At 38.4% G+C, this 25,697-nt stretch carries 16 protein-coding genes; 4 read left to right on the forward strand and 12 right to left on the reverse strand.

Annotated elements, in window-relative coordinates; translation table 11 throughout:
* Nucleotides 1–232 precede the first annotated feature (232 nt).
* Nucleotides 233–1,852: a glucan biosynthesis protein G gene (locus MSC25_RS13595; protein ID WP_054983610.1), complete on the forward strand. Its 1,620-nt coding sequence runs from the start codon at nt 233–235 to the stop codon at nt 1,850–1,852.
* Nucleotides 1,824–3,785, forward strand: a complete 1,962-nt coding sequence (gene mdoH / locus MSC25_RS13600) for a glucans biosynthesis glucosyltransferase MdoH (RefSeq protein ID WP_248443730.1) — start codon at nt 1,824–1,826, stop codon at nt 3,783–3,785. Before MSC25_RS13595 ends, mdoH begins: the two co-directional genes overlap by 29 nt.
* Nucleotides 3,786–4,634: 849 nt before the next feature.
* Here the strand turns inward: mdoH and fusA are convergent.
* Nucleotides 4,635–6,719, reverse strand: a complete 2,085-nt coding sequence (gene fusA / locus MSC25_RS13605; protein ID WP_248443731.1) for an elongation factor G — start codon at nt 6,717–6,719, stop codon at nt 4,635–4,637.
* A gap of 1,271 nt (nt 6,720–7,990) precedes the next feature.
* Between fusA and MSC25_RS13610 the strand changes: the two genes are divergently transcribed.
* The gene (locus tag MSC25_RS13610; protein ID WP_248443733.1) at nt 7,991–8,875 is read left to right on the forward strand and encodes a LysR family transcriptional regulator; all 885 of its coding nucleotides are present in this window, start codon (nt 7,991–7,993) and stop codon (nt 8,873–8,875) included.
* Nucleotides 8,876–8,904: 29 nt separating this feature from the next.
* Here MSC25_RS13610 and MSC25_RS13615 read toward each other — a convergent pair whose 3' ends face one another.
* Nucleotides 8,905–9,774 carry a DMT family transporter gene (locus MSC25_RS13615; protein ID WP_248443735.1) on the reverse strand — a complete coding sequence of 290 codons (870 nt, stop codon included), beginning with the start codon at nt 9,772–9,774 and terminating at the stop codon, nt 8,905–8,907.
* Between the two features lie 405 nt (nt 9,775–10,179).
* Here MSC25_RS13615 and MSC25_RS13620 point away from each other — a divergent pair, with 405 nt between their 5' ends.
* Nucleotides 10,180–10,560, forward strand: a complete 381-nt coding sequence (locus MSC25_RS13620) for a GreA/GreB family elongation factor (RefSeq protein ID WP_248443737.1) — start codon at nt 10,180–10,182, stop codon at nt 10,558–10,560.
* Nucleotides 10,561–10,766: 206 nt separating this feature from the next.
* Here MSC25_RS13620 and MSC25_RS13625 read toward each other — a convergent pair whose 3' ends face one another.
* The 10 genes from MSC25_RS13625 to MSC25_RS13670 form a co-directional block, all read right to left on the reverse strand.
* On the reverse strand, nt 10,767–11,363 hold the full coding sequence (locus tag MSC25_RS13625; protein ID WP_248443738.1) for a LysE family translocator: 597 nt from the start codon (nt 11,361–11,363) through the stop codon (nt 10,767–10,769).
* Nucleotides 11,364–11,472: 109 nt separating this feature from the next.
* Nucleotides 11,473–12,825, reverse strand: coding sequence for an NADP-specific glutamate dehydrogenase (gene gdhA, locus MSC25_RS13630; protein ID WP_248443739.1), 1,353 nt, complete (start codon nt 12,823–12,825; stop codon nt 11,473–11,475).
* A gap of 57 nt (nt 12,826–12,882) precedes the next feature.
* Nucleotides 12,883–13,263 (reverse strand): GreA/GreB family elongation factor, encoded by a 381-nt coding sequence (locus tag MSC25_RS13635; protein ID WP_248443740.1) that lies wholly within the window; start codon nt 13,261–13,263, stop codon nt 12,883–12,885.
* 1,334 nt (nt 13,264–14,597) lie between these two features.
* Nucleotides 14,598–15,551, reverse strand: a complete 954-nt coding sequence (ylqF, locus tag MSC25_RS13640) for a ribosome biogenesis GTPase YlqF (RefSeq protein ID WP_248443741.1) — start codon at nt 15,549–15,551, stop codon at nt 14,598–14,600.
* A 246-nt stretch (nt 15,552–15,797) separates the two neighbouring features.
* The gene (locus tag MSC25_RS13645) at nt 15,798–16,490 is read right to left on the reverse strand and encodes a macro domain-containing protein (RefSeq protein WP_248443742.1); all 693 of its coding nucleotides are present in this window, start codon (nt 16,488–16,490) and stop codon (nt 15,798–15,800) included.
* A gap of 34 nt (nt 16,491–16,524) precedes the next feature.
* The gene (locus MSC25_RS13650; RefSeq protein ID WP_248443743.1) at nt 16,525–18,237 is read right to left on the reverse strand and encodes a DUF4433 domain-containing protein; all 1,713 of its coding nucleotides are present in this window, start codon (nt 18,235–18,237) and stop codon (nt 16,525–16,527) included.
* Between the two features lie 68 nt (nt 18,238–18,305).
* The gene (locus tag MSC25_RS13655; protein ID WP_248443744.1) at nt 18,306–18,671 is read right to left on the reverse strand and encodes a hypothetical protein; all 366 of its coding nucleotides are present in this window, start codon (nt 18,669–18,671) and stop codon (nt 18,306–18,308) included.
* A 45-nt stretch (nt 18,672–18,716) separates the two neighbouring features.
* Entirely contained in the window at nt 18,717–21,464 is a 2,748-nt protein-coding gene (locus MSC25_RS13660; RefSeq protein ID WP_248443745.1) for a phospholipase D-like domain-containing anti-phage protein, read from the reverse strand.
* A gap of 43 nt (nt 21,465–21,507) precedes the next feature.
* Nucleotides 21,508–24,507, reverse strand: a complete 3,000-nt coding sequence (locus MSC25_RS13665; RefSeq protein WP_248443746.1) for an anti-phage-associated DUF1156 domain-containing protein — start codon at nt 24,505–24,507, stop codon at nt 21,508–21,510.
* 97 nt (nt 24,508–24,604) lie between these two features.
* Nucleotides 24,605–25,684, reverse strand: coding sequence for an anti-phage-associated DUF3780 domain-containing protein (locus MSC25_RS13670; protein ID WP_248443747.1), 1,080 nt, complete (start codon nt 25,682–25,684; stop codon nt 24,605–24,607).
* Nucleotides 25,685–25,697: the final 13 nt, after the last annotated feature.

A 25,697-nucleotide genomic window follows, 5' to 3' on the forward strand; every position in this document is an offset into this window, starting at 1 on the left:
TTCCATACCGTTTATTAACTATTAATAGAATTAGCCGCGCAACAAATACATTAAATGAGTATTTTTTACACATAAGCCGTAGTTAAAACCCTTTTTAATAAATTTAACTGTTGAAATGTAAACACTTTATTTACGGATTAAAAGTTGCACTATAAGTTCGTCACCCTTGTGTAGTAGTTAAGTAACAAACCCTAAGCGTAAAAATAAGTCGTGTTTTTATAAAGGAATGGAAATGAAACAATTAACCCAAACACCTCCTACTTGGCAGAAAAAAGCAACGCCATTATTGGGTCTACTTTTTATTTTTTCTGGCTGGGGCTATAGCACGCAGGCAATAGCAGCAAGTGTTGATGCAGCAATTCCGCAAGAAAGCCTATTTGAAGTAATAAGCGCCCGCGCTAAAAAACTAGCCGAACAAGAATATGCACCTCCAAAAAATATAGAGCTAGAAGCATTAAATAATATTGATTACCAAGATTACCGCTCAATTCGATTTAAGCAGGACAAATCAGTGTGGAAAGATGAAGGCCTGTATGAGCTACAACTCTTTCACCCTGGTTTTTTATATAAAACTCCGGTAACAATTAATACCGTAGAAGGCGACTCAAAACGTAATCGCCTACCTTTTAGTACTGATTTTTATCAATACGATGGCACAGCCGCCCCTTTAAAAGACGAAATAGCAAAAAGCGTAGCCGGCACGCAACTAGGCCATGCAGGCTTTCGCTTACATTACCCAATTAACACAAACGAATACAAAGATGAGGTAATGGTGTTTCAAGGGGCCTCTTATTTTAGAGTTGTTGGTCCTAATCAAGTATATGGTTTATCAGCACGCGGATTAGCAATCGATACCGCCGAAACATCGGGTGAAGAGTTCCCTATGTTTAAAGAGTTTTGGCTTGTTAAGCCCCAGGCTGAGCAAACTAACATCACTATTTTTGCATTGCTTGATAGCCCTTCGGTATCAGGCGCTTACAAATTTGATATTGACCCAACAACCAGCATGTTAGTTGATGTTGATATGCAAATTTTTGCCCGTAAAGATATTAAAAAGCTAGGCGTAGCCCCTTTAACAAGTATGTTTTACCACGGTGAAAACAGCACTAAGTTTTTTGATGACTACCGCCCAGAAGTGCATGATTCAGACGGCTTGTTAACACAGTCAGCTGATAACAAATGGGTATGGCGCCCGCTTAACAACCCAACACAGTTAAGCGTTACCTCGTTTTCGTACACCAACCCTAAGGGGTTTGGTTTAGCACAGCGTGACCGTGACTTTAACAATTACCTAGATACTGAAGCGCACTACCACGACCGTCCAAGCCTGTGGATAGAGCCAAAAGGTGAATGGGGAAATGGCCGAGTTGAGCTAGTAGAAATACCAACAGATACAGAAACGAACGACAATATAGTGAGTTACTGGGTGCCTGAAAAGCCAATGAAAGCTGGTGATTCATTAAAGCTAAGCTACAAAATGAGCACCTTTAACGCCCATTTAACTCAACACCAAAAGGCGCGTGTAACACGCACACGTATTGGTAGCGCAGCGCTGCCAGGTGAAGATAATCCACCACCGCAAAGCCATCGCCAGTTTACCGTCGACTTTGCAGGCCCCGATTTAAACAACCTGTCTGAAAAGCTAACACTTGAAGCCGACATTCAGCTTACAACAGGTGAAGTAAGAGATGTAACAGTGCAAAAACTTCCTAAATCTCTTGGTTGGCGAGTAGCGTTTAAAATTGCACCACAGGACGATCAACCCGTAGATATGCGTTTATCGTTAAAACTTCGTGATAAAGAAATTAGTGAGGTATGGAGCTATGTTTGGTACCCAAATGACATCAAGTAATAAAGGAAAGGGCACACCAATGCCATTCAAAACACTGCGCGTATGGTTGTTTGCTATTGCTGCACTCACTGTTTCAGGGTACGGCATCTCCATTATGTTTGAAATTTTAAGCTCAAACGGAATGACCTTGCTTGAATATGCGCTATTGGTTTTATTTTCAATAACCTTTGCATGGATTGTTACGGCATTTTGTAGCGGCACGATAGGATTTGTACTGCAATTATTTCGTATTGACCCGCTCACCCTAAGACGCATTAAGCCTATTGAGTTTGACAATACCGCGCTTGCACAGCAAAAAACCGCGGTAGTTATGCCTATTTATAACGAAGACACGCACCGTGTTATTGCCGGCTTTGAAGTGAGCTTACAATCGCTAAAAGAGACAGGGCAACTTGCCAATTTTGACTTTTATTTACTTAGCGACACGCAAGACCCTGAAATAGCACAAAACGAGCTAAGCGCATGGCATGCTTTATGTGAGCGTTTAGGCGATAATGCAAAACAGGTTTTCTATCGTCGCCGCGAAGATAATAAACACCGTAAAGTAGGTAACTTAACCGACTTTTGCGAGCGCTGGGGCAGCCAATACGATCACATGATTGTACTTGATGCCGACAGCGTAATGACGGGTAAATGTATGCTAGAGCTGACCACAAGCATGATCAACAACCCGCAAGCTGGTTTAATTCAAACTATCCCTATTCCAGTTCGTCAAGACACCTACTTTGGTCGTTTTTTACAATTTGCCTCTGTGCTTTACAGCCCAATGCTGGCAACGGGGTCTGCTTTTTGGCAAACCGACAAAGCTAATTATTGGGGCCACAATGCCATTATTCGCGTTGAAGCATTTATTAACTATTGTGGTTTACCTACGCTTGAAGGCAACGCCCCCTTTGGTGGCGAAATTTTAAGTCATGACTTTGTAGAAGCTTCACTACTGCACAGTGCAGGCTGGGATGTTCTATTACTTAGCGATATTGAAGGTAGCTACGAAGAAGTACCAAGTAACATTTTAGATTATGCCATACGCGACAGACGTTGGGTTCAAGGTAACATTCAGCATCTTGGTTTATTAGGCTCGTCTAAATTAAAGTTAATGAGTAAGTTTCACTTTTTATTAGGCGCAACCGCTTATATTTCATCGCTTATTTGGTTATCTATGCTGGCACTAAGCACCATAGATGCGGTAACACGTGCATTAAATAGCGATGTGTACTTTAATCGGGTTTATCAGTTATTCCCAACGTGGCAAATAGCTAAAACAGACCTAATTGATTCACTACTTTATTTAACCATTATTATATTATTGGTGCCTAAATTAATGGGTGTAATTGTCACGCTAGTGCACAGAAATAAGCGCTTTGGCGGCTCGTTTAAATTAATACTAGGCTCAATAATAGAGACTGTATTTGCCATTATTGTGGCACCACTTATGATGGTGTTTCATGCTTACTTTGTAGTGTGTGTATTTTTAGGTAAAAAAGTTAAGTGGGATGCACAACCGCGCGAAGGCCGCATGGTACCGTGGAAAGAGGCGTTTAATTACACACTATTTTCTACCTTGGTTGCCATAGTATGGGGTGCTACAGCCTATTACTTTACGCCAGTGTTCTTTTGGTGGTTATCGCCTATATTACTCGGTCTATTACTTGGAGCGCCAATAATACGCTACACCAGTAGCATTAAGTTAGGTGTGCAACTGCGTAAAATGGGAATATTTATTTGCCCTAGCGAAGTTGATAACGACCCTATGCTAAACAACCTTAAAGTACATTTAAAAGAGATTTCGGTACCAGAGCCTGGGCAATACCCTAAAACGGTGCCAGCCCTGCCAAAAGAGCATTTAGTGGTTATGCCAATACAAAGCTTTAATAAGCCTCGCCAGCCAAAGATGAAAGCGCTAAGAGCTAAAGCGATTAAAAAGTTTAATTAGCGCAATGTACTCGTATTAAATATAAAAGGAGCATGAACGCTCCTTTTTATTTATAAAACGCCAATTATACACAGTTTAACATCACGCTCTGCATGAGCTATTATAGTGGACTTTACAATCTACCTTATTTTCATATAACCTAGCTATATTCGCTTTTTCATCTGCTGATAATCGCCAATTGTAAAAGTGGTAACTTTTACCATTTTCTAGCTCAACCTTAAATATGGTACTAATAAATAATGATTTAAATGAAATAGACTTTATTTCTTCGCTATTTATATATTGTTCGCGCATAAAGCGCGTATAGTTTATACCTGCTTGGTAACAGTGTAAGAATCGAAGGTGGATAAAATTAAAGATTATTATTACTCCTATTAACGGTAATAATAATAGAAAAGCCGCTTTTAGAGTAATCGCAAACACGCTTTTTATAACAAACAAAAGTACGAGTACCACAGCACACTTTGTAAATTGCAGCGGCCAGTTAGGGGTAAGTTTAATCGAGTTCATGAATTTACGTCTTATATAAAATGAAATATAGTAAACGCCTCTTCTTCTGAGACTTCCTTATCAACTTTTAGATTACTCATCTAAAAGTGCCGGTATTCTACATTAGACACTTGCACACGGCAATAAGTCTAAATAAATACAACAAGTAATAACCAATAAAAAATACTACTTTAATTACAACAATTTACGTTTGTGCATAATAAGTTAATAAATAAGGCACTTCATTTACTAATCTTATAGAATTATTAATTAAGCTAGACCCAATACTAAAAAACTATAACTTTAGGCAATAAAAAACCCGCAACATGTGCGGGTTTTTTTAAAGAGTTACAGAGCTAATTACTTAGCTGCATTTTTCTCTTTTTCTGCAGCGATTACAGTGTCAGCAACGTTTTGTGGACATGGTGCGTAGTGTGAGAACTCCATAGAGAACTGACCACGACCAGATGTCATTGTACGTAGTGAACCGATGTAACCGAACATTTCTGATAACGGAACGTCTGCTTTAATACGAACGCCTGTTAAACCAGCTTCTTGGTTGCTTAGCATACCACGACGACGGTTAAGGTCACCGATTACGTCACCCACGTGATCTTCTGGAGTGAACACGTCAACTTTCATGATTGGCTCAAGAAGCTGTGCACCCGCTTTAGGGATAGACTGACGGAAAGCGCCTTTAGCAGCGATTTCGAATGCGATTGCAGATGAATCCACCGCGTGGAAGCCACCGTCGAAAAGCTCTACTTCAACGTCAAGTACAGGGAAGCCAGCTAGAACACCTTCACCCATCATTGACTTAAAGCCTTTCTCAACTGCAGGCCAGAATTCTTTAGGTACGTTACCACCAACAACTGATGAAGAGAAAGTAAAGCCAGAACCCACTTCACCTGGCTTAATACGGTAATCAATTTTACCGAACTGACCAGAACCACCAGATTGTTTCTTATGCGTGTAACTATCTTCGATTTCACGAGTGATAGTTTCGCGGTAAGCAACCTGTGGTTGACCAACAACAAGGTCTACGCCGTAAGTACGCTTAAGGATATCTACTTTGATATCTAAGTGAAGCTCACCCATACCTTTAAGGATAGTTTCGCCTGAATCTTCATCAGTCTCAACTTGGAAAGACGGATCTTCTGCAACCATTTTACCGATAGCAACACCCATTTTCTCATTACCGCCTTTATCTTTAGGCTGTACTGCAATCGAGATTACTGGCGTTGGGAATACCATTGGCTCTAATGTTACTTTGTCTTTCGGATCACAAAGAGTGTGACCTGTTTGAACGTTTTTCATACCTACGATTGCAATGATGTCACCAGCTTGTGCTGAAGTTAACTCTTTACGATCATCAGCTTGCATCTCAACCATACGGCCAACACGCTCTGTTTTACCAGTAAACGAGTTAAGGATAGTGTCACCCTTGTTAAGTTTACCAGAGTAAATACGTACGAAAGTTAATGCACCAAAACGGTCATCCATGATCTTAAATGCTAATGCTTTAAACGTTTCATCAGCAGATACGATTGCATGCTCACCTGTTTCGTTACCTTCTTCATCCATTAGAGGTTGAGGATCAACTTCTGTAGGAGATGGTAAGTAATCAACAACAGCGTCAAGAACTAGTTGAACACCTTTGTTTTTGAATGCAGAACCACAGTATGTAGGGAAGAAAGCAAGATCACGAGTACCTTTACGGATACAACGTTTGATATCTTCAATAGAAGGTACTTCACCTTCCATGTACGCTTCCATTAGGTCATCGTCTTGCTCAACAGCAGTTTCGATAAGCATCTCGTGGTATTCTTCAACTTTGTCTACCATATCGGCAGGAACGTCTTGAATTTCGTAGTTTTCAGGAAGACCAGTTTCATCCCAAACGTATGCTTTTTTCTCTAGTACGTCTACAACACCAACGAAATCGTCTTCGATACCGATTGGTAGAGTCATAACTAGTGGAACAGCACCAAGTACTTTACGTACTTGCTCATTTACACGGTAAAAATCAGCACCCATACGGTCTAATTTGTTTACGAAGATAATACGTGCAACACCTGATTCGTTAGCATAACGCCAGTTAGTTTCTGATTGTGGCTCAACACCACCAGAACCACAGAATACACCAACACCGCCGTCTAATACTTTAAGTGAACGGTAAACTTCAACGGTGAAGTCAACGTGTCCAGGAGTATCGATAACGTTGAAACGGTGATCTTTCCAGAAACAGCTTACTGCCGCAGACTGGATAGTAATACCGCGCTCAGCTTCTTGCTCCATGAAGTCAGTAGTCGATTCACCATCATGTGTCTCACCGCTTTTATGGATAGTACCTGTAAGCTTCAGGATACGCTCAGTAGTCGTGGTTTTACCCGCATCAACGTGCGCGAAAATACCAATGTTTCTGTACTTCGATAAATCTGCCATTATTTTACTCTTAATAAAGTCGATAAATTATTCGGCGGGAGTATAGCATTACTTAAAGCGAACATCACCATGCAAGTCGCTTAAAATGCAATCAATTCAATAAAATTTTTTAAGATTTACATTCAGCACAGGCTAAATAGCACTGGCCAATATGTAACCTATTAAAAATGTTATATTTTATTCTTTTTATCTACAGTTCCTTAGTTACTTAATTATTTTTTGTAACTACCTTCATGATGCACAATGTTGCCGCCGCTCTATTCTGCCAACAACGTGTTATTTCTAATTAAACACATTCAAAAGCTTTCCATATATCATCTAACAGCGGCTATTTAATTATTTTTCCTTAAATCAAAAAATACCTTTCTCATAAACAACATTCGCCGATTTCTGATTTTAGCAAATCAAACCCGCTCCTGTTTATTTTATCTATCAATGAGAATTTTTTAACGCAGATAGCGACACGTTTAACCCTTAAAAATGATTAAGTATTATTGCGGATTGGTATTAGACGCCGACTGTAATTGTAAACATAGCTACTGAAGATTTATCGCTGAGTTTTAATAAACTAGTGAGTTTGGTTACTTGAAGTTTAAAAAGTGGTTGAAGCACAACGGTGTAGGGTTAGCTTTGATTCAACCGTACTTGGTTTAGGGCAGCATGAGAGCATTTTATTTATAAAACGCTTAGTTAAAGCTGGATAATTTATTTTACAACAACTTAAATAGTGATACCCCATACTTTATAGTTATGGGATATCACTAGTTCTACCTTTGTCGCTACAATTGCTAAATCTGGATTAGCTGTTATGAAAGCTTGTCATTAATAAGGTTATCGATTGCTACTTTGCCCGCCCCCGAAAAACCTAAAGATATACTAGCAGCAAGTAGTGAATTCATTGAGACCTATTTTAAAGCATTCTACTTGGTTGAAAATTAGTAAGATACGAACCAATAGTTCTTTTAAATAGAATGAAAGAGGTAGTATTAATGCCTGTATAATATAAACTCCTAGCTTATAGCTATTAAACAATTTAATTTTATTGTAGTACCCATATGTTTACGTAGTTAGTAAGTTATTTGATTTCTTTGTAAGGATGCTTATTTTGAAGTAGTTGATATGTTACAGCTTGAGGGTAAGGTATTCAGACTTACTTGAACGCAGATTAATGAACTAATCTCACATAAGAATGATTAAAGCTACTAACAATTAGTTCGCTGCTTAACGTCAACCTATGAAGTAATGCACTACTAATATAAGCGACTAGGACTATGTTCAATTACTCTTTGGATGATTTAAGGTACTTTTGTACTGTAGTAAAGTTAGGTAGTTATAAAAAAGCATCTGAAAGCCTAGGTGTGTCGTTATCTACCTTGAGTCGTAAAATACGTTTTTTAGAGCAAAACCTTCAATTAACTTTATTAAATAGAGACTCACGAAGAATAACACTTACTAATATTGGTGAGCTATATTACGAACGTTACGGTAAATTGTTCGATGACGTAGCTTGTATAGAGCAAGAACTTTCAGATCAAAAGCATAAGCCCGAAGGGCTAATTAGGATCACAGCACCAATATTTTTAGGTAAACACTTTTTAAGCCCAATTTTTTGTGGTTTTTTAAAGCAATACCCTGAGATTAAATTAGACTTACGCCTCACTAATACGCAGCTCGATCTCGAAGAAGAAGGGATTGATATTGCTTTTAGAGCAAGAAACTCGACGCTAGATAATTGGATAAGTAGAGAGCTTAAGCCCACACACAATATCTTATGCTCACATCCAAAGAATTCAAATCGTTTACTAACACATCCCAAGCAATTAGATGAACACGATAAGATTATTTGTTTAGGCCTAACTCCTTGGGAATTAAAAAATAAACTTACGAATGAGAAATATAGCTACCAGCCCATTAAGCAAGTTAGGTTTGAAGTTGATGAAATTGAAATGTTGAGGGTAGCTATTGAGTCGGATATAGGTATAGGTTACATACCTGATTACGTTGCACATCCATTAATTGAGGCTGGAGAGCTTGAGCAAGTTCTCCCCGAATGGCAAAGTGAAGCGCAATCTTTTTCTATGCTATACCTTAATAGGAGCCAGATACCTAAACGCGTGAGGTTATTAATTGAGTATACACTACAGTATTTTCAGTAAATACTGTAGTGTAGGGTTGTATATTAATCTCAACTAAGCCTAAGTAAGATTACGCCTATAAAAGCAGCTGATAAGCCCCAAACTTCCTGACGGCTGAATGTTTCTTTTAGAACAAGTCGAGAGTAGAGTAAAATAATTAAAATATTCATCCCTGAAATAGCAGAGACTAACCCTGTATTGCCAATAGCGAATGCAGAGATTATCGCTATCATTCCCGTCACATTTGCTAGTCCTATTAATAACCCGTAAGAGAAAGTCTTTACTTCGGACCAAGTAGCCGCTGCAGATGTATTATATAAATGATTTCTTTTTCGTTTTGCTAACCAACTAACAGCAAAAAGCATACTGCCAAAGCCAAACATAGAAGTTAACGTTGCAAGTATATCTGCGCCAATAAGTGTTGATTGCTTACCCATTAAATCATTGAAAGCAAAAAACAGTGCAGCAAGTAAGCCCCACTGAGCACCTTTTAAATTATCAATGGAAATATCTGACGAATATCTAATGAGGCAAAGTCCACAAAAAATAATAAAGAAGCCTAACAATTGAATGCCCGTTAAGGTTTCCTTCCACAATAAAAATGCAAACATTAATACAAATAAAGGTGTCAGTCCTGAGAGCACACTAATCAGTGAAGCCTTTCCTTCAGAAAAACCTTTGTGCAGACATGCATTAGCCGCAAAAGAACCAATCCCAAGCCCTAAGCCAACCGCAATATCTGACCATCCATACCAGTGCTGGTTAAATAGTAGAACCCCCAAGATGCTAATTATAAAGCCAGTAAAAAACACACCAAATAAGAGAAGATCCCGATTTAGATTTTTCTGAGATGTCCATTGATACAAAATGCCCCGTAAACCAAAAAAGAATGTCGCAAGCAATGCAAAAATAATCCACATAATTAATGAGTTCCATTTTTTACTTTCTTAATTTTTGATACAAAAAGTTGTTTATTATTTTAATTTTCTTCATGCATTAAATTAAAAATAGCAGATGTTATATTTTTAAGGTAGTGACTTGATATTTAATTAAACACCAAGGTTTAACTGGTGAGTTATTGTATTGAAAATTAAATAAAATTAAACCGCCATAAGTGAAAGGTTAAATATCAAAAATGACGGTTGACTTAATATTTATAAACCATATGATTGTTTTAAATAAAAGAGGAAGTCATGTCATTAAAGTATAGTTTTTTTCATAAAACGAATCTCACCTTCGGCATTTAAGCCGAGTGCAACCCCTGCACTCGGCAGTTTTATTGTATTTATATTTTAACTTTACTTAATCTGATTAAGGGCTCACCCATGTTTCCTTTTGTAAAAGATTATAAGAAACCTTATTTATTGAAAAGTGAATTTAATAAAGTGTCAACGTTAATGCAGCCATTAAAGTTGTTGTATTTATTACAAGAAATAGAATTTTCTCAGCGTCCTTTATCTAAATTTAATCCACATGTCCAAATTGATAGTGAAGTAGTTATATGGAATATTGCCACAGGTGATAGACGCCGTATTAATTTGGTTTCACCATTTGAAAAAGAAACAAGTCCAAATGCAGTGTCCTTTAGTTCACAACTTGGAGTTGCACTTTTAGGACATAAAATAAACCATATAATAGAGTGCACTGAAGGTGAAGTAAGTACCCTTTGGAAAATTATAGCAATTAATATTAAGGAGAAAATATAGAATAAATCATTTCAGTTTTTTATTTTTATATATTTTATTGGAGTTATTTATTGTGAGTAAAGAAAAAGCTAAAAAGCAACCTAAAAAAAACACTTAAAGAAAAAAGAAGAGATAAAGAGGAGAAATTAAAATTAAAATAAGTTAATCGATAAACTCTCTTAAAAGTCGCAAACTCGGGGTATATAACCCCGAGTTTTATAGTTATTCTATACAGTAAAAACCCACAATACAGCAAATACCATCAATACAGAAAATAAAATACGTAATATACGCCCTTGGATAGGGTTATTCATAACAGGAGTTATTAATGTGCCTAACCAAAGCCAACCAAAATCGATCATCGCTGTAAATATCAAACATATTAGTGCTGTTACAATAATTCCCAAAAACGCTGGTGTTATAGGTAATAGAAATTGAGAAACTATAGCTAAAAATGCTGCATAAGCTTTAGGGTTCAACATGCTTAATATAAGGCCGTCTCTAAATTTAGGCACATGGTTATGTAATTGTTGATTAGCAATAATAGGTGAGGTAGCTATCTTAAGAGCCAAATAGCAAATGTAGATGCCGCCTAGAAGCTGTAAAGTGCTCTCCAGACTCGGAAATTTGTCAAAAAGGGTTACTACACCAAATGATGCGAAAGCGAGAACTAATATTAAACCTATTAAATTTCCAAAATAAAATGGTAATCCTTTCTTTATTCCAAATGTTGCTCCTGCCGCAGCTAAAGCTAATGGGGTAGGACCAGGTGACCCAATTAAAACGATCGTGCTTAATACCAACGCAAGGATTGCTTCTATCACTCAATACTCCTAATTAGATCATTTATTTACATATAAGTATTCTAAAAAATTGGTTTAGACGTACGGAGCCAGTGATGGACCCGTACAATAAACCTAGCATTAATAATTTTTAGACTACTCCTTGCTCAATCATTGCATCTGCAACTCTTCTAAATCCTGCAATGTTAGCGCCTAAAACTAAATTACCTTGCATACCAAACTCTTTACTCGCCTCGTTACTTCTTATAAATATGCCTTTCATAATTTGTTTAAGCTGATCATCAACTGATTTAAAAGTCCATGATTGCATACTTGCATTCTGAGCCATTTCTAGCTGACTAGTTGCAACCCCTCCCGCATTTGAAGCTTTAGCCGGAGCATAAGCAATACCTGCTTCTATAAACAGGCTAACCGCTGCGCGACTTGTTGGCATATTTGCTCCTTCACTTACTAACTTACAACCATTTTCTAAAAGTAGTTGAGCATCATTTTCAGTTAATTCATTCTGAGTTGCACAAGGGAAAGCTGCATCTGCAGTGTAGCGCCATACAGCATGGCCATTCTTTGGATAATCCGATGTGGGCGTGAATTCAGCATCGGGGTATGTTTCAAGGTATTGTATAAGGCTTAATCTTTGAACTTCTTTTATTCTCTTAAGCAACTTTAAATCAATACCTTTACTATGGTAGATAGTGCCCGTTGAATCGCTACAGGTAATAGGTAAAGCACCAAGTTGATATAGCTTTTCTATAGCATATATAGCCACATTTCCTGCGCCAGAAACCAAACACTTTTTGTTAAGTAGTGTGTCGCCTCGTTCGTTAAGCATAAAATCAGCAAAGTAAACAGTTCCATATCCTGTAGCTTCTTTTCTAACCAATGAGCCACCCCAGGCTAGACCTTTACCTGTAAATACACCTTCATAACGACCTGTTAGCCGTTTATATTGGCCAAACATATAACCTATTTCTCTGGCCCCAACACCAATATCCCCTGCAGGAACGTCAACCACAGGGCCCAAATGACGATAAAGCTCATTTATGTATGATTGGCAAAAGCGCATAATTTCGCCATCAGATTTTCCTTTTGGATCAAAGTTTGCACCCCCTTTAGCGCCTCCTAGAGGTAGGCCTGTTAGTGCATTTTTAAAAATTTGCTCGAAGCCTAAAAACTTAATTACACTGGCATTAACCGAAGGGTGGAATCTCAATCCCCCTTTATAGGGGCCCAATGCAGAATTAAACTCTACTCTGTAGCCTTTGTTAACTTGAATTTTGCCCATGTCATCGACCCAAGGAACTTTAAAAAAAATCTGGCGTTCTGGTTCTATAATTCGTTGAATGATAGATTGAGCTTTATATGTGTCATTCTTCTCTAAAAGTGGTGACAATGTAGTTAAGACTTCTTCAACAGCTTGATAAAATTCAGATTGGGCGGGGCTGCTAAGCTTTAATTGTGAAATTGTATCCTGTATATATGTCATTCCGTTAACTCCTTATTATTAAAAGCGCAGTTATACTCTGCGCTTAAGTCATGCTAATTAATTTGTTTTTACTTCAATAACTTCCACTGTTTGCATTACCCCTTGAACTTTCCATTGTATTTTCTGTCCAGTGCTTAGACCTATAATTGCCGAGCCTATAGGTGCAAATATGGAGATTCCATCTTCATATTTATTTATATCTTTTGGTAAACATAAAGTTTTTGTAAAAGAGCGATTTGTTTCAATTACCTTAAAGACAGCCTTGCTGCCCAAAGCAACTACATCGTTTGGCATTTCTTTATTAGGAAGAATTGTTGCTCGCACAATCTCATCTTCTAAAGCATTAGCTATTTCAATAGGTAATTTTTTACTTTCAAGCTGATTTTCAATTTCAGCAAGATCTGTAAGTGAAATAAAAATTTCAGGTTTATTTTCCATTTTTCATCTATCTATAAAAGTTACGTGGGATGTGTTTCTTTTGAATCACTAAAAATATTCAATCTATAAAAAGTCTTATCTAAAATAGTCACTACCTCCTTCGTAAAACAGGTTTTTATTGTTAGCGCTCAAAGTTTAGTGAGGCCAATTTTCATTTATTCATATCCATAGCATCAAAAAATGCAAAAGATAAAAGTGGTGATTTCTCTATTTTCCACGGCAAAGAACTTCTACAAGTTTTGAGCTTTTTAGCTTACTTATAAAATTCAGAACAAACGTTTATTAGCCGATAAAATGTCAGGTTTGGTTTTATATTGAATATTTAGATATGCAAAATGACACTAAGCTGGTGATAAAAGCAAAATGGCGAAAGTCGCTGCAAATCTACGAAAAGATTTACCAAATACTGAAATATTTAAATTGAGAAATAGAATTTCTGCCGAGCGTAATGGGTACGCTCGGCTTAACTTGGGAAGGTAAGAAGATTACTCTTAAGAATGTTGATTGTTTGTTTTCTAGACATGAGATCCCTTAAATTAGAAAATTTAGTATACCGATTAAACAAATTAAAACAATATGAGATCACGCCAACTGATAGCGGTTAATGCTTTATTATTAAAAATAATCATCTTGTACATAAGCAAACTATAGCGCAAAACTTACAATTGAATTTTAGTAAGTAGGCTATCAAGAATAATTTAACTACTCTTTTATTAATTATTTCGTCACTAATTAAAGTTTAACGAGCCTTTGTATGTCAAACCTAGTCGCATGGAGCGAGTAATGTAACCTTCTCCTAAACTATTAGACTAATCATTTCTTAGCAAAACTCGGCCCTATTTTTTTGAGTGTTATTTCATTTTTAAATAGTTACTTTCTTTTAATACAAATTTCAATTTCTAGTCAATATTTGCTTATGATAGTTAGATTTTTACCCCATCAAAAGCTTTCAATTTATGTAACACAGACCAACCCGCATTAAAGAGAGAATAAAAAACGCACGAAATAAAATAAGAATTATTTGCATTTGGGTGTTGACAGTTTATTAGATCTAACTGATAATCAATATCAACAAGGCGGGAATGCATACCCTCTTGTGACGGAATGAACTAATTTGTTTCTCGACCCTGAAACAACGTGTGGCGCACGTAAACAGCTATGGTTACTTGTTATGAACCGCAACGCCCCTTGATGTTGATGATGAGTAACCGCCCTACTATTTTACTTGCTACATTGCTCATATCGGTGACGGTAGATATGAAACTAAAAAAGCCCTTACGGGCTTTTTTTATGTCTGTAATTTAGTGAGCAACATGCTCACATAAATTAATCCATTAACGGCGGTTTTTGCGTGCACGTGCACGGCGCTGTTTTTTCTCTTCTTCTTTAGCGGCTTTTTTAGCTTCTGCCGCGGCGCGAAGACCGGCAACCATTATTTCTTCTTCTTCACGCATGGCAGGGGTTTCCATGGTGATGCGGCCAATAATGCCATCACGAAGTTCATTTATGAGTATTTCAGACATTTTGTAAGTGTCTATTTGGTTACCACCACGAATGCAGCCGCGCTTTTTACCCGCCATTTCAACAAATTCCCAATCACTTTCTGGCAATTCATCAATTTTGTAGCGTGCTTTTAAAAGTTCAGGATAGGCTTTCAATAAATATTCTGCCGTATAGCTTGCCACATCTTCGTATTCAAGCGCTGTATCACGTATTGCACCGGTGGCACCTAAACGATAACCCGAGTTCTCGTTTTCTACTTTTGGCCAAAGCATGCCTGGCGTATCGTAAAGCATAATGCCGTCTTCAAGCTTAATGCGCTGCTGCGCCTTGGTAACCGCAGGTTCATTTCCTGTTTTTGCCACTATACGACCGGCTAGTACATTAATTAATGTCGATTTACCCACATTTGGAATACCCATGATCATGGCTTTAATTTGCTTATCAGCACCTACTTTGTGTGGCACCAATTTTTTACACAGCTCATTAATGCGGTGCACCTCAGCAGCTTTATCATGACCAAACGCAATCGCTTTAACGCCACTTTCTTGCTCAAAATAGTCTTTCCACGCTTGGGTCATTTTAGGGTCGGCTAAATCAGCCTTATTTAAAATTTTGATGACCGGCTTGCCTTCACGAAGCGTGGTTACCATCGGGTTTTCACTACTGTAAGGAATGCGTGCATCAAGCACTTCAATGATCACATCCATTTGCGGCATTATTTCTTTAATCTCATTACGGGCTTTATTCATGTGCCCAGGGAACCACTGTATTCCTGATCTACTCATTTGATTTATATGACCTTTAATTTCAGGCCTTAGGCCGTGGGTACTAATGTGGGTACTAAAAGTAAAACTATGCTTTCGTACTTTTGGTTTATTGGTAGAGTTTACTACAAAATAGCATTCTAATTCTTGATTAAATTTATGCCTTTATTTGGACTTTCCATAATTTGCATAAATCCAATAAGTTACATTGCAGCTTAAAAATTGTGGCATAAAAGAGAAGCTTTTAGCTTCTCTTTTAGTTAACTCTTAAGAAAATAAATCATTTTGCTTAACACACACATCTAGCTTTTGACTGTATGCAAATATTTTTTCAACTGTTTTGATCCCAACGCCTTGTATCGATAAAAGCTGATTCAACTGATATATACGGCCTTCCTTAATTGCTTCTAAAATTCTTTCAATATAGATAATTTTTACTCCACTCTCAGCAGATATTTGCTCACTCGATAAAGGCATTATTTTTTGAGCGAATTCAACATACAAATCATCATTAGCCGTTACTGAATAGTCATAAATTTCGATATCAATATTAAGCTCTGATAGGTATGACTGCATAATAGTAAGGCTAACTTCACTATCTATCCCACCTCGCCCCCCGCCTAAAATAGGAAAAGCTATCGATTCTATATTTCTACTTTGATAGGTATCTACAAATTTTTTAAGGCCTTGGTGAAGGTATGACTCTTTTGACGGGTATTTCCAGCTCAACTTAGTCGGAAAATTCAGAATCGATTTTAGCTCTGATTTATATATCCAAAGGAGCCCTACATCTAGTTTTTTTGCATCACATAGAGCCTCGTACTTTATGAACATGTCTGGATAACGTAATTTAAACTCTAAGGCTAACCCCGCCCCCATAACGCCGTCACAGTTAACGGGATTTACTAGGTAACTGCATTTAGAATTGAATATATTTCCATTTATTACTTCAACACCCATATTTTATGGCCTTAATTTTTTATGTTTTTTACTATTAGAAAAAAAGCATGGGATCAACAGCAACGTTGATATGTATTTTTTTGTCTTCGCATACTTTTATTATGCGCTGCTGTACTTCTATATCCTGACAGTAAATACAATGAAGCTTATCAATAGCTACCTTCTCATAAATCAAACATTCACTCATCATTTTTGATTTTAGGTCTAAATCTACAACCCCATTTATCTTCCAACTCGAACTAAAAATTGCACTCCAATTAAATGACGCTAATTCATGTATATATGGTGTAAATGTAGAAGCTATGGTAGAAGCATTACCGTTCGAAAAAATAGTTTTGGGAGATGCTATAGCTTCCTTATAAAAAGATAAAATAATAACTTCTGCTCCAAACTCTTTTTGAACCTGAAATAGCATCGCATTTCTAACGTTAAAATAAAAAGGTACGTAGTCATGTATTGAGTGTTTATGTATAGGCTCTTTTTTTGATCTTCTTGCATTTACTAAACTATTACTGATATCAACTTTTTGTGCTTTATTATTGTGAGGCAATAAGCCTTTAGAGAGTATGCCCGGGAGATTGGCAGTATGTGTAATGTGCATTAAATAGTTAATGTTTAATCGATCAAACAAAGGACGTTTGAAATTACATAGCACAGTATGGAGGTCATCAGATGACCACACAACCCACCGTTCACCTTGGCCATTTGTTCGATACCTACCACCAAACAGCTTTCCCTTATCAGTTAAGTGATATTTCTTATCTTTAAAAAAAAGTAGCTCGTATTCGATTAGGTATTTAAAAAAATCAGATGTGCTTTTTATTCCATTAGCTTTGCATAGCATTGTTGTAGATAGTAAGTCTGTAGCTACTTGCTCTTTTTCATTCTTAGCTTCAACATTTTTTTTATGCTTTAGTATTGTCTGCCTTAATTTATATTTGGTATTAATATAATGCTTACTTTTAGCTAGTTGTACTCTCTGGTGTTTTTTTTGTTGAAGTAGTTCCGAAGAATCGCCTTGAGGATTAATAGCTAACCTGTTTTTACCACCTACATTTCCAAGCTTTGACAGCTCATCATTTTTTGAGATATTTAACTTGTGAAGCTCATCATTAAAATTATAGGTTAATTCTCCTACTTCTTTTCTAACAGTAGAAACACTATGAGTATTTGGTCCCCCACCTCTTTCAACATGATCATCCTGACTATTTTCATCACTGGCTATTTTATTAAATAACTCATCTTTTTTAGATTGCGGTCTAATCTGTTTAGGTTCTTTCTTGCTTTCAGGTACGTTTACTATAGACGCCTTTGCCCTAGCCCTCAAAGCCTCTAACTCTAACCTATTAATCTCTCCTTTAGTTCTCCTCTTATAAGCCTCAGCATCTTTCTCAAACTTTGCTGCCTTTTCATCAAAAGATTCAGCAAAATTTACCAAACGATCTAAAGTAGGTATTTTGGTAGAGTTAGTACCATCTTCAGTATGAGAATATATACTTTTAGAAGACCTCGTGTTATTTTTGTGCGCTTCTTTATCAACTGATGGATTTTTTGAGAGCTTATTAATTAGGGTGCCTAAAACAACTGTAATTAATAAAACATGAGGCATGGCTGCTATCAAGCAGATTGGGTTTAAACACAAACCAAAAAAAAGTAATTGATTAATAAACATTACAAAAATAAATGTACCAGTATATAAACTGGCAATTTTTTTAGTCTTAGCCCAAAGAGCATTTAGCCATTTCATTTAATTACCCAACATATCCTAGTTATACCCATATAAAACTCTTAATCCTTCCACTATTTACATATTCCTCAGAACGGAATATCGTCATCAAAATCTATAGTCGGCAGCATTGGGTTATTTGCAGGAGCTGTTCTTTGAGTTGAGGGTTTATGGCTTTGTTCTTTAGCAAGTGATGCAGGATATCCTGTATATCGCTTAGGTGTATCTTCTTGTAGATGTTTAGTATTTATAATGTCTGTTATATCACTCGAAAAGTTAACACATCGATTTAAAGTGATATTTTCAGCAAGCTCTTCTTGAGTTTCACAACGGTACACTTCCTTTTCACAAGTTCCACAAAACCTTATTCCAGTGTTATGCGTTAATGATAATTTTTCCCATTTTTGATCGCATGAATAGCCCCAAGAGCAATTCCTTATAAATTCTTTTGTCATTCCCTTTCCTAATTTAATAAAATTGAACTTAAAAACGATAACTTCTTACTTAGTATCACTCCATCCAGAAGTCATTAACTCACTAAAGTCTCTTCTGGATAAAACGTTAGAGCAATCTCGCCAATCTTTATCCGAAGGTTCCATAGTGCTCGTATAACGAAGGTCAAAACCATTAGCTTTCTTTTGCGCGTCGATGTATTCATCCATTTTTTCGCCCATCGACTCAATATCTTCTATCCACTCATCTTTAATCGTATCTGGCAATGCGCCAAACAAGTTGTAACGGTCCTGCATACGCTCAGAAAGCTTGTCATATACCTTTTCATCAACAGTTTGTTCATTGACCAAATTAAGCATATCCACTTGCTCACGAACTTGTCCAAAACGCTTAATACGACCTATTCTTTGCTCCAGCTTGGTTGGATTCCAAGGGAGATCAACATTTATAAGTGTGCCTAACGTTTGTAGATTCAAGCCCTCACAAGCTGCATCTGTAGCTACCATAATTTCTAATTGGTGCTCTGCTACCATTTTCTTTAAGGTCTCACGCTCGATATTCACGCTATCACCTTTTTGGTATAAACGACTTCTCCCTGCACCAGCATATAAACCTACTGCTTGATTTGGATATCGCTCAGCTAAAGAGTCTGCAACCCATTTTGCTGTGTCGTAGTACTGACTGAAAATAATAACCCCATGCTTGAGCCAATCCTCCTGCTCTAAGTAATGCAGTACAGCACGTAGTTTCGGATCTTCATCAACACTTTCTAAACTGGTAATCATCCGTTCAAGAACCGCTATTTCTTCTGGGCTTTCCACTTTTAATTCAATCAATTGCTCATCGCTTTCTTCTTGAACGGTTCGTCCCTCTAGCAACATTCTGGCTGTATTTAATCCAGCAACAATACTTGAACAAATACGTTGCTCCATAAGGTTTTTCATAAACCCACTGCCTTTGCCACTTTGCGAAAGTGCTTTACCAAAATGTCGAGCTTCTGTATAAGCCTGGCGGAATTCTTCACTTGTAATTAGCGCCTTGCCCGTAAACAAACTGCCAAATTTATGCTCTTTCTTGGCTAATTTCCTATCTGGGTGAACATGTACGCCAATACGAGGGAGTAAGTTTGCATCCTCTAGTGTCACGCGCTTACGTAGAACAATATGACGAACAAATGGATTCTCGCGCTGAAAGAAGCCAGCCCCTGCAATATCACGATCAAGCTCGTCTTCTAGGTAGTCCCTAGAGTCCTCGGATAGATCAGTTAATGGATTTCTAATATCTGACTTTCGATTATTTAGGAGATCAAGATCCTCTCGAATGGAGCGAACCAGCTTCCTTGAATGCTTTTCGTTACTAGAATCAACCATCGGAAGCGGTGAACGTAACAACTCCCATGCAAAACTAGGTGAGCTTACATGCTGCTCACCAGACAAAATAGGTAGTACATCTTTTGGACGATGCCATTTGGCCAGATCATTCCCTAGTACAAAGTTACCTTCCCCTTGATGCAGTATACCCATAAGGTCCCAAAGGTCTTCTGAACGAGTTTGAATAGGCGTCGCTGTGCCCAAGATAACATGATCAGAACGTGCAGCGATATCACGCATAAAAGCAAGTAAATTGTTAGGGGTACCTGCTTCCTTTCCAAAGCCTTGTCTGCTCCGAGCCTTATGTGCTTCATCAAGAATGGTAAGGCCAAACCTTAAACCCAATAGATGCTCTTTCTCTAACGATTCTTGCATCATCAACCCAGTAGACACTATACCAATACGCAAAGGGCACTTGGCGATAAACTCCTGCCCTGAAGGCGATAGCACTCGCTCATCCGAATCAATCCACGCTTTTTTTTGTGTATGCCATCTTGCACAAGGAATACCTAACTTATCGATCATCTCTGTTTGCCACTGTTCGCACAGTGTTGCTGGCGCAAAAATAATAACGGGTTTACGCTTTTTGTTTTCTTTATCACTTAGAAGGCAAAGGCTCAATGCGGCTGTTGCCATTGATAGCGTTTTCCCTAAACCAACCTCATCAGCAATAAGCAAACGTACAATTCCATGATTACGATAGTGACGAATACACTCGCTAACAAAACCTTGCTGCCAGGGCCTTAGTGAAAAACCCTGTCGATAGAGCGGTGATTCAATCAATGCAGCAGGTGCTACGTCATCTTCATCATCAATCTCATCAAATTCGATTTCATGGCGATATCCACGTCGCTTAACCTCACGTATTACTGCATCGGGTAGCTGACGAGCGGCGTTCCATAAGTATTCAAACTCTTCTTCTATCCATGCCACCCCCTCAGGAGAATCATCCTCCCAAAGGATCTCATAGTGCCTTTGCCAGCCACTGCTCGTTTCATTCATTGAGCCCATAAAGCCCAGCTTTCTGCCATCCGCACACTCGATGACCCCGGCTTTACCATGCAGAAAACCACACACACTATCAGGTGCAACTCGAATGACTTGCCCGTGCTTAGCTAAAAAGCTATCAAGCCTTCGATAACGATCGCGGTTAAGCAGAGCTTCCGTTTCTATGTCTTGCTCATTCCAACGGCCAATCATCTTAGATTCTCTAAGCTGAGCTACTTTTAAGTCGTCAGGATGAATATCAACGTTACAGACGATTTTCACATCAGGAATCGCCTCAATTAGCTCATGAGCAACTTCAAATAAAGAACTGGTAAAGTAGCCCGCTATGCGTTTATAACTGCGAGCGCCTTTTAGATGTTCAAGTAAAAAACTACTATCAAGCCGATGAGTTCGTGAAGAAAATCGTCTGATTGCCATATATTATTTTCCCTTACTCCATAAGTCTCTCATCATCTATCGCTTAGTTCCCTAATGCTCGCATATTGCGTAAACGAGCACCCAGCACTTCCGCAACATCACGGGTAGCTTTCTCCGGTGCTTTGTTTTCAAAGAACTTCAGTACATCAATCAAAACTGGCCGAATCTCTATAAAATCTGGTTCTTCTTGAAAATAACTAATCACAGTTTGAGGTTCTGCTTCGGCTAATAGTTGCTGTAAACCTATAATTAACTGCCCTAACCAAGTGGATCCTATCTCGTTGCTCTCTGTTAAATCACGAGATACAAATTCTGGGATTCGTTTCAGTTGAGCTTTGTTGGCAGCCATACTTCCCATTACGCGAGTGTAATCTTCAACGCGGAATGCCTTAGCAAAGTTTTGATAGTTGTCTAGCTTACCGGCTCCAGTGGTCTCAATATCCATCATTCTTAAATAAAAACGTTGAATACCACTTAGTTTCTGCCATGTATCGGCACTTAATCCTTCAGGTACTAAAAGACTGTTTGCAGCCTCTGCCGCTTGTTGGACGATTTCATCAACAACTGTTACTTCGCCTTTAGTACGGGGGCGCAGCGCAAATGTTGTCACGTCTTCACCACCAATATGGGTGAAAGATGTAAGCACTTTTAATGCGGCTGCATAACCTGCCATTTGCAAGTCAGAATCGTTAAAAACAGGCTCGCCCATCTTCTGTTTCACTTCATCATTTAGATGCATCATGGTTTCGATCTGATTTTTCACTTCAGCTCGAACTGCTGGCAGTATTCGATGTTTGAAACCAGATTTTTCACCAGCAGGGCGTTTACGTAGCATCAAAATCACGGTGCCTTGAACATAACCACCTTTCTTTAGCTCTGAAGTTGTTTCTGTAGCTATATACCAAGCCCCAACGACTTGAAGTCCTGCGGCCCAGAATATGCTAACCATATCTGACCATACACCTGTATCTTGATGGGTAAACATAACACATTGCATGCCATTATCAGGCATGTGGCTAGTCATTGCAGAGTAAGCTTTAACCATCCCTGTACGGAAATCATCACCAGCCCCCTTAACGGCAAGTGCTCGGCGTGAATCCCAAGTCCAGTTTGAAAACTCCTTCGGTGGATTCCTTCTTAGCCACGCGATAAAAAACTCTGTGATCTCATGGTAATGGACTGCATCTGCATATGGAGGGTCTGTTACCCAAATATCGCATTCTTGATTTACTTTATTTGCCTCCAGACAACTAACTTCTCTCTTTGTTAATATTTCGTCTGAAATCTTACCCGTTGCTATGCGTGCATTTAGATCTGCTAAATATGCTCTACACCCATAATTGTAAAAAGTATTCAATGCTTGACTGTAAAATACTGCAGCGGTTTTTTCCCAATCGGTAATCCAATGACAAATTCTCGAGTTCCAATCCAGCGCTTTAGCACGGACTAGATACAATTCTGGAGTTTTAAGCTCGGCAGCGTAGAGAGCATGCAATAATATCTGGCGAGGGTTAAATAAATGATGCCAATGAGTCCAACCACGCTCTCTAATTGGCTGATCAGTGTTATAACCTGATTCAATAGCCATATCAGCGACAAGACCTTCTTGCTGCCATTTAGCAAGATTGTCGGCAACAATCTGATTAACCTTTTCCTCTCTTAAAATATCTTCATGAGAAACACCTGTGAAGTATGTCTCCTGCCGTGTTTGATCTAGGGTTTCTCTTGAGATCCAATGAATAGCATAAAGACGCTCTTGAAAAATATCGTCTTTAAGCGGTTTAAAGTCCTCTTTTTTCCACTTTCTTAATCTATTTTTATTTTTTCCATCTTCTTTATAGTCGCCACGTATTGTTTTTATTGGGGTGCGATATGTTTTTCCATCTAGCGTATAAACCAATGAACCATCTTGAATCGTTCCGGATTTGGCTACTTTTAATTCATTTTTATTCGCTGCGGTTTCAACGATAATATCAAAAGATTTACTCTGGTAATTAGGGACTAGTTTAGCGACTATATTTTTGGATTTTGATATTAACCAACTCGGAGAAAGAGGAACCAACCAGCCTGTCTCTGGGCAACGAGTTTCTAGACAATAAAGATAAGACTTTGCTCTATTACCATCTATATCATGCTCGATACCAAGATCTGTGACTTGTCGATTGACGTTCGATGCTGCTAATAATTGACTTTCCTCGATTTCTTGCCTTTTAGTTTCTGAGGAGCCAATGATATTTAGTGCGCCCCAACTCAGCATGCATGCAATTGGGTTCAAATCAGAAGCATAAACATCACACCCTAATCTCGCTGACTCAAAAGGGATAGAGCCACCACCGCTAAACGTATCCCCAACTTTTGGCCTATGTCCATATCTTAACACGCCCAATTGTTTCATAAGCTCATTGTGAGAGAATGCTTTTACACCGAACCCTTGATAATGCTTATTTACTTTTAGCCATACGTGTTCGTAAAGCCATTCTTGGTCAATTTCTTCTGGTCTTTTACAAAGTAATGACTTCTCATCATAAGTACCTATCCGCTCGAGATACAAGGTAAATAAATTGATCTTATCCTTTTCTTCTATATCTCGTCGCCAACGTAGCTTTAAACCTAATTCATCAGGCATTAACGGAAAGATTAAAGAGTCAACTTCTCTGAAGCGCTCATGATCTGCTTTAATATTGTGAGCAAAATAATCCCACGGATTATGCAGGCTTACTTTCTCTGCGATATCTTTAGGTTTGATTACGTTTTGAATTAAGGCTCTTTTGGCGAGGCTCTGATTATCGAATGCCATCAGCATCTCGAAGATTTCTAAATCTTTCTCGGTATCACCTGTTTGTGGCAACAAACTGCCAAGTACCACAGAGCGCACTAAAATAAGAGGCTTACGCCCTTTCCAGTATGAACCCAAGCCTGTTAATGTCTGTCCAAGGTTTGCTTTTCTTTCTTTTTGAGCTTCAAAGGAAACTTTTTGTGCAGGAAAGGCTGCTTCGATAAGAGCAGGGGCATCTTTTAATGCAAAAGGCGTTAGTTGAGCCATTTATTTTTATCTCCAAAGGAGCGATATATTAGAAAATCGCTCTATATTTATTGCGATGCATTTAAAGGGGCAGCTTTTTCGCCGCCCCGATGCAAAATTAGTTAGTTTTTTTACCGTAACCCAGTTCTTTGAGGCTGCGCCCTTTTAAGTCCCGCCAAGCATCCATGCCACTGCGAGGATTACCTGCAATCACACAAGCAGCCAAACTTGGGCTTTTAAACGTATATTCGCGTGTAAAAGAATAAACTTCTCCGTCTTCGACAAGAGCACCTTCATCTAAAAGCTTTTGCCGTAGTTCTCGAATAGCCGGTCGTAACGATTTTGCCACAGCTATGTTTGCCGTCGAGCCTTTTCCAACAACAAATTCGGGCTTACTCATATCACCAAGAGGGTGGCCACCTGCTTTAGCCTTCTTGGCTTCAAATAGGAATAGGACATCCTCCGCCAATGAACTCTCTTCTTTAGGTTCAGTAGCAGGCAATGGCGTTTCATCTTGTACTATTGGGTTTACATTGCCAGTTGGCAACTCAGCTAAACTTTCAGCAGGCTCCTGTGAACTATCATTAGATAGTTGCAGGTTGTCCTCACTATCGCCTTGAACCAATGAGTAACTTGGTGGTACCTCACGAACTTGCTTGTCTTTTTCCGATGACTCTGTTTGTACAATATCACCAAGAGCATGGCGCAGCGCAATACGCCAACCAACATCGCGGTCATCCTTATGGCCGGTACTCATTGCTGTCATGCCAAATAACCACCAGCGCTCTTCAGGACGAAGGGCTAACCAGTTACGAACAGCCACAGAGATATTTTCAACATCCATACTCTCAACTGCCCAAGCAAGTACACAAAGCTCTTTACCTAGCAAACGGTCGACAACATTTTCACCGACTTTCCAAGAGCTTGGCTTTAGATCGTAGCTTTTTAATCGAGCATTGAATGCTCGCTGTACCTCAGCACGTATTGCAGTCCAGCAAGGACGCTCTAAAACTACACGCTCAACGACTGAGTGCTCTTCGCTCTGAGCTTGCATACCCAGATGCTCACTAATTTCTACTTTGCCACTATTCGCTTTTGGAATGATGACTTTAAAGTGATGGGGATCACTGGATGCTGGAACCCCAAAACCAAGCGTCGAATACTTAGGCGCATTTTGTTTTGCTGTTACCTTTGACATCTATTTCTCCTCA

Origin of the sequence: Pseudoalteromonas sp. 1CM17D, assembly GCF_023161805.1 — a bacterium.
GTDB lineage: Bacteria > Pseudomonadota > Gammaproteobacteria > Enterobacterales > Alteromonadaceae > Pseudoalteromonas > Pseudoalteromonas atlantica.

What these genes read in the sequence shown, in the direction of transcription:
- MSC25_RS13595 (WP_054983610.1), top strand. Translation starts at nt 233, where the DNA reads ATGAAACAATTAACCCAAACACCTCCTACTTGGCAGAAAAAAGCAACG.
- mdoH (WP_248443730.1), top strand. Translation starts at nt 1,824, where the DNA reads ATGTTTGGTACCCAAATGACATCAAGTAATAAAGGAAAGGGCACACCA.
- fusA (WP_248443731.1), bottom strand. Translation starts at nt 6,719, where the DNA reads ATGGCAGATTTATCGAAGTACAGAAACATTGGTATTTTCGCGCACGTT.
- MSC25_RS13610 (WP_248443733.1), top strand. Translation starts at nt 7,991, where the DNA reads ATGTTCAATTACTCTTTGGATGATTTAAGGTACTTTTGTACTGTAGTA.
- MSC25_RS13615 (WP_248443735.1), bottom strand. Translation starts at nt 9,774, where the DNA reads ATGTGGATTATTTTTGCATTGCTTGCGACATTCTTTTTTGGTTTACGG.
- MSC25_RS13620 (WP_248443737.1), top strand. Translation starts at nt 10,180, where the DNA reads ATGTTTCCTTTTGTAAAAGATTATAAGAAACCTTATTTATTGAAAAGT.
- gdhA (WP_248443739.1), bottom strand. Translation starts at nt 12,825, where the DNA reads ATGACATATATACAGGATACAATTTCACAATTAAAGCTTAGCAGCCCC.
- MSC25_RS13635 (WP_248443740.1), bottom strand. Translation starts at nt 13,263, where the DNA reads ATGGAAAATAAACCTGAAATTTTTATTTCACTTACAGATCTTGCTGAA.
- ylqF (WP_248443741.1), bottom strand. Translation starts at nt 15,551, where the DNA reads ATGAGTAGATCAGGAATACAGTGGTTCCCTGGGCACATGAATAAAGCC.
- MSC25_RS13645 (WP_248443742.1), bottom strand. Translation starts at nt 16,490, where the DNA reads ATGGGTGTTGAAGTAATAAATGGAAATATATTCAATTCTAAATGCAGT.
- MSC25_RS13650 (WP_248443743.1), bottom strand. Translation starts at nt 18,237, where the DNA reads ATGAAATGGCTAAATGCTCTTTGGGCTAAGACTAAAAAAATTGCCAGT.
- MSC25_RS13655 (WP_248443744.1), bottom strand. Translation starts at nt 18,671, where the DNA reads ATGACAAAAGAATTTATAAGGAATTGCTCTTGGGGCTATTCATGCGAT.
- MSC25_RS13660 (WP_248443745.1), bottom strand. Translation starts at nt 21,464, where the DNA reads ATGGCAATCAGACGATTTTCTTCACGAACTCATCGGCTTGATAGTAGT.
- MSC25_RS13665 (WP_248443746.1), bottom strand. Translation starts at nt 24,507, where the DNA reads ATGGCTCAACTAACGCCTTTTGCATTAAAAGATGCCCCTGCTCTTATC.
- MSC25_RS13670 (WP_248443747.1), bottom strand. Translation starts at nt 25,684, where the DNA reads ATGTCAAAGGTAACAGCAAAACAAAATGCGCCTAAGTATTCGACGCTT.